This is a genomic window from Pseudomonas sp. HMWF006, from assembly GCF_003061205.1.
GTDB classification, from domain to species: domain Bacteria; phylum Pseudomonadota; class Gammaproteobacteria; order Pseudomonadales; family Pseudomonadaceae; genus Aquipseudomonas; species Aquipseudomonas monsensis.
On sequence record NZ_QAIU01000504.1, the window covers coordinates 1 to 5102 of the forward strand.

The 5102-nt window shown below is 62.2% G+C and carries 4 protein-coding genes and 1 pseudogene; all 5 read left to right on the forward strand.

Annotation, left to right across the window (positions count from 1 at the left end):
* A pseudogene (locus DBR24_RS22425) lies at positions 1–177 on the forward strand (glyoxylate carboligase); the annotation flags it as partial.
* Positions 178–266: 89 nt separating this feature from the next.
* Positions 267–1049 (forward strand): hydroxypyruvate isomerase, encoded by a 783-nt coding sequence (gene hyi, locus DBR24_RS22430; protein ID WP_128615833.1) that lies wholly within the window; start codon positions 267–269, stop codon positions 1047–1049.
* A gap of 202 nt (positions 1050–1251) precedes the next feature.
* A complete protein-coding gene (locus DBR24_RS22435) occupies positions 1252–2145 on the forward strand; it encodes a 2-hydroxy-3-oxopropionate reductase (RefSeq protein WP_123465835.1) in 894 nt (297 codons plus the stop codon).
* A gap of 161 nt (positions 2146–2306) precedes the next feature.
* Complete coding sequence (locus tag DBR24_RS22445; protein ID WP_128615834.1) at positions 2307–3581, forward strand: glycerate kinase; 1275 nt, start codon at positions 2307–2309, stop codon at positions 3579–3581.
* Positions 3578–4993 carry a pyruvate kinase gene (gene pyk, locus DBR24_RS22450; protein WP_128615835.1) on the forward strand — a complete coding sequence of 472 codons (1416 nt, stop codon included), beginning with the start codon at positions 3578–3580 and terminating at the stop codon, positions 4991–4993. The genes DBR24_RS22445 and pyk overlap by 4 nt, the downstream gene beginning before the upstream one ends.
* The last annotated feature ends 109 nt before the right edge of the window (positions 4994–5102 follow it).

Sequence of the window (5102 nt, forward strand, 5' to 3'; positions counted from 1 at the left end):
GCCCTGCGCAAGGCCGAACAGATGATCGAAGAGTTCAAGGTGCCGGTGATCGTCGAAATCATCCTGGAGCGTGTGACCAACATCTCCATGGGGACCGAGATCAACGCCGTCAATGAATTCGAAGACCTGGCGCTGGTCGGCAACGATGCGCCAACGGCGATTTCGCTGCTCGACTAAACGTAATTGGCCCCCTCTTCCTCCGGGAGAGGGGACTTGATCGCGTTCAGTCTGATCAACCGTGTCACATGCGTTTTTAGGAGACCACCATGCCGCGTTTCGCAGCCAACCTGTCCATGCTGTTCACCGAACAGGATTTCCTTGCCCGTTTCGACGCCGCCGCCAAGGCCGGTTTCAGTGGTGTGGAATACCTGTTCCCGTACGACTTCAGCTCCGCCGAAATCAAGGCCAGGCTCGACGCCAACGGTCTGACCCAAGTGCTGTTCAACCTGCCGGCCGGTGACTGGGCCAAGGGCGAGCGCGGTATCGCCTGCCTGCCGGACCGGGTTGAAGAATTCCGCGCCGGTGTCGATCTGGCGATCGCCTACGCGCAAGTGCTGGGCAACACTCAGGTCAACTGCCTGGCCGGTATCCGCCCGCAAGGCGTCGACGATGCCACCGTGGAAAGAACCTTCGTCGCCAACCTGAAATACGCCGCCGACAAGTTGCAGGCAGCGGGCATCAAACTGGTGATGGAAGCGATCAACACCCGCGACATTCCGGGCTTCTACCTGAACAACACAGCGCAAGCCCTGTCGATCCGCGAGCAGGTCGGCAGCGCCAATCTGTTCCTGCAATACGACATCTACCACATGCAAATCATGGAGGGCGATCTGGCCCGCACCCTGCAATCGCACCTGGGCGAGATCAACCACGTGCAGCTCGCGGACAACCCGGGGCGCAACGAGCCGGGCACTGGCGAGATCAACTACCGCTTCCTGTTCGAACACCTCGATCGCATCGGTTATCAGGGTTGGGTGGGTTGCGAGTACAAGCCGCTGACCACCACTGAAGCGGGCCTCGGCTGGCTGAAAAACCACAACGCAATCTGATTGATCACGCATAGCGCTTGTGGCGAGGGGATTTAGCGAATCGTCGCACCGCCCCGTTCGGCTGCGCAGCAGTCGTAATAGCTACACCCGCGCATTGCAAAAAATCTGGGGCAGCTTCGCTGCCCATCGGGGATAAATCCCCTCGCCACAAAAGCTCACCGACTCGGTGTTGGGAGCAAGACAAAAACAAGAGGATTTTCTCATGGCTAAAATCGGATTTATCGGCACCGGCATCATGGGCCACCCAATGGCGGCAAACCTGCAGAAAGCCGGTCACAGCCTGTTCCTGTCGGCGCACCACGACGCCGCACCTGCCGACTTGGTTGCCGCCGGCGCCGTCGCCCTGGCCAACCCGCGCGAAGTGGCGCAGGAAGCTGAATTCATCATCGTCATGGTCCCGGACACCCCGCAGGTCGACGACGTGCTGTTCCGCGCCGACGGCGTTGCCGCCGGTATCGGCAAAGGAAAAGTGGTGATCGACATGAGCTCGATCTCGCCGACCGCCACCAAGGCCTTCGCCAAGAAAATCAACGAAAAAGGCGCGCAGTACCTCGACGCCCCGGTATCCGGCGGTGAAGTCGGCGCCAAGGCGGCGACCCTGAGCATCATGGTCGGTGGCGACGCCGATGCGTTCGAACGCGCACTGCCGCTGTTCCAGGCCATGGGCAAGAACATCACCCTGGTCGGTGGCAATGGCGACGGTCAGACCGCCAAGGTCGCTAACCAGATCATCGTCGCGCTGAACATTCAGGCCGTGGCCGAAGCGCTGTTGTTCGCCTCGAAAAACGGTGCCGATCCGGCCAAGGTGCGTGAAGCACTGATGGGCGGTTTCGCTTCGTCGAAGATCCTCGAAGTGCACGGCGAGCGCATGATCAAGGGCACCTTCGATCCGGGCTTCCGCATCAGCCTGCACCAGAAGGACCTGAACCTGGCCCTGCAAGGCGCCAAAGAGCTGAACATCAACCTGCCGAACACCGCCAACGCCCAGCAAGTGTTCAGCACCTGTGCGGCCATCGGTGGCAGCAACTGGGACCACTCGGCGTTGATCAAGGGTCTGGAACACATGGCCAACTTCTCGATTCGCGACAACAAATAAGCCACTGCCCCACCGCTTAAAACCTGTGGGAGCGAGCTTGCTCGCGAAGAGGGCGTGTCAGTCGACATGGATATTGACTGATCCATCGCTTTCGCGAGCAAGCTCGCTCCCACAGGGATCTCTACCGCCCTTTCGAATAACAAGAATTCCGGGAGCCCGCCATGTCGGTCGATCCGCAACAACTGCTGCGCGAGCTGTTTGCCACAGCCATCGACGCGGCCCATCCGAACCAGGTCCTCGAAGCTCATCTGCCTGCCGATCGCACTGGCCGAGTCATCGTCATCGGCGCCGGCAAAGCGGCCGCCGCGATGGCGCAAGTGGTCGAGCGCTGCTGGCAGGGTGACGTCTCGGGCCTCGTGGTGACCCGTTACGGTCACGGCGCCCCGTGCGAAAAAATCGAAGTGGTCGAAGCCGCGCATCCGGTGCCGGACGCTGCCGGTCTGGCCGTGGCCAAACGCGTGCTGGAACTGGTCAGTAACCTGACTGAAGACGACCGTGTGATCTTCCTGCTCTCCGGTGGCGGCTCTGCCCTGCTCGCCTTGCCGGCCGAAGGCATCACCCTCGCCGACAAGCAGTCGATCAACAAAGCCCTGCTCAAATCCGGCGCAACCATCGGCGAGATGAACTGCGTGCGCAAGCACCTCTCGGCGATCAAGGGCGGGCGTCTGGGCAAGGCCTGCTGGCCGGCCACGGTGTATACCTATGCGATTTCCGATGTGCCGGGCGACCTCGCCACGGTCATCGCGTCCGGCCCGACTGTGGCCGATCCAAGCACGTCTGCCGAAGCACTGGCGATCATCAAACGCTACGGCATCGAGATTCCCGCTTCCGTGCGTAACTGGCTGCAAAGCCCTGAGTCGGAAACGGTCAAACCCGGCGATCCGAGTCTGGCGCGCAGCCACTTCCAGTTGATCGCCCGCCCTCAGCAATCGCTGGATGCCGCTGCGGTGAAATGCCGCCAGGCCGGTTTCAGTACGCTGATCCTCGGCGACCTCGAAGGCGAGTCGCGCGAAGTGGCCAAGGTCCACGCCGGCATCGCCCGCCAGATCATCAACCACGGCCAGCCATTGGCGGCGCCGTGCGTGATTCTCTCCGGCGGCGAAACCACCGTGACCGTGCGCGGCAATGGCCGTGGCGGACGCAACGCCGAATTCCTCCTCAGCCTCACCGACAGCCTCAAGGGCCAGCCCGGCGTCTACGCCCTGGCCGGTGACACCGACGGCATCGACGGCTCGGAAGACAACGCTGGCGCGATCATGACCCCGGACAGCTACGCCCGCGCCGCCGCCTTCGGTTTGAGCGCCAGCGACGAGCTGGATAACAACAACGGTTACGGCTACTTCGAGGCGCTCGATGCGCTGATTGTCACCGAGCCGACCCGCACCAACGTCAACGACTTCCGCGCCATTCTGATCCTCGAGAGCTCTAAATCATGACGCCTGATAAAAAGGTCAAAATCCTCGCCACCCTCGGCCCTGCCGTCGATGGCATCGAAGACATCCGTGAGCTGGTCGAGGCCGGGGTCAATATCTTCCGCCTGAACTTCAGCCACGGCGATCATGCCGACCACGCCAAGCGCTATCAGTGGATCCGCGAAGTCGAGCGCCAGCTCAACTACCCGCTGGGTATTCTGATGGACCTGCAAGGGCCAAAACTGCGCGTCGGCAAATTCGCGGAGGGCAAAGTGCAGCTGCATCGCGGCCAGGCGTTCCGCCTCGATCTGGACGCCACGCCCGGTGACGAACGCCGAGTGAATCTGCCGCACCCGGAGATCATCGCCGCGCTCGAAGCCGGTATGGATCTGCTGCTGGATGACGGCAAACTGCGCCTGCGGGTGGTCAGCAAATACACCGACGCGATCGACACCACCGTGCTCAACGGCGGTGAGCTCTCCGACCGCAAAGGCGTGAACGTGCCGCAAGCGGTGCTCGACCTGAGCCCGCTGACCGCCAAGGATCGCCGCGACCTGAGCTTCGGCCTCGAGCTGGGGGTGGACTGGGTGGCGTTGTCGTTCGTGCAACGTCCGCAGGACATGCTCGAAGCCCGCGAGCTGATCGGCGACAAGGCCTTTTTGATGGCGAAAATCGAGAAGCCGTCGGCGGTTGAGCAACTGCGTGAAATCGCCGAGCTGAGCGATGCGATCATGGTCGCCCGTGGTGACCTTGGCGTGGAAGTGCCGGCGGAAAGCGTGCCGCAGATCCAGAAAAACATCATCAGCACCTGCCGCGAACTGGGTAAACCGGTAGTGGTGGCGACGCAGATGCTGGAGTCGATGCGCTTCTCCCCGGCGCCAACCCGCGCCGAGGTCACCGACGTCGCCAACGCCGTGGCCGAGGGTGCCGATGCGGTGATGTTGTCGGCGGAAACCGCGTCCGGTGAATACCCGCTGGAAGCCGTGCAGATGATGAGCAAGATCATCCGTCAGGTGGAAAACGGCCCGGACTATCAGACGCAGCTCGACGTCAGCCGACCAAAGGCTGAAGCGACCGTTTCCGATGCGATCAGCTGTGCGATCCGCCGCATCAGCAACGTGCTGCCGGTGGCGGTGCTGGTCAACTACAGCGAGTCGGGGGCATCGACCCTGCGTGCGGCGCGGGAACGGCCGAAAGCGCCGATCCTCAACCTGACGCCAAACCTGCAGACCGCACGCCGCTTGAGTGTCGCGTGGGGGATTCACTCGGTGGTCAACGATCGCCTGCGTCAGGTCGACGAAGTCTGCTCGACCGCGCTGGAAATCGCCCAGGCCCAAGGCATGGCCGAGCGCGGTGACACGCTGCTGATCACCGCTGGTGTGCCATTCGGGCAGCCGGGGTCGACTAACTCGCTGCGTATCGAAACCTTGATCTAAAGAAAGCTACACAACCTGTGGCGAGGGGATTTATCCCCGTTCGGCTGCGCAGCAGTCGTCGCTTTTAGGGGTGTGACGGTTTCCACAGAGAAACCGCATTCTCCGATGG

Excerpts from the sequence above, each read along its gene's own strand:
- DBR24_RS22435 (WP_123465835.1), top strand. The coding sequence starts at position 1,252 with ATGGCTAAAATCGGATTTATCGGCACCGGCATCATGGGCCACCCAATG.
- hyi (WP_128615833.1), top strand. The coding sequence starts at position 267 with ATGCCGCGTTTCGCAGCCAACCTGTCCATGCTGTTCACCGAACAGGAT.
- pyk (WP_128615835.1), top strand. The coding sequence starts at position 3,578 with ATGACGCCTGATAAAAAGGTCAAAATCCTCGCCACCCTCGGCCCTGCC.
- DBR24_RS22445 (WP_128615834.1), top strand. The coding sequence starts at position 2,307 with ATGTCGGTCGATCCGCAACAACTGCTGCGCGAGCTGTTTGCCACAGCC.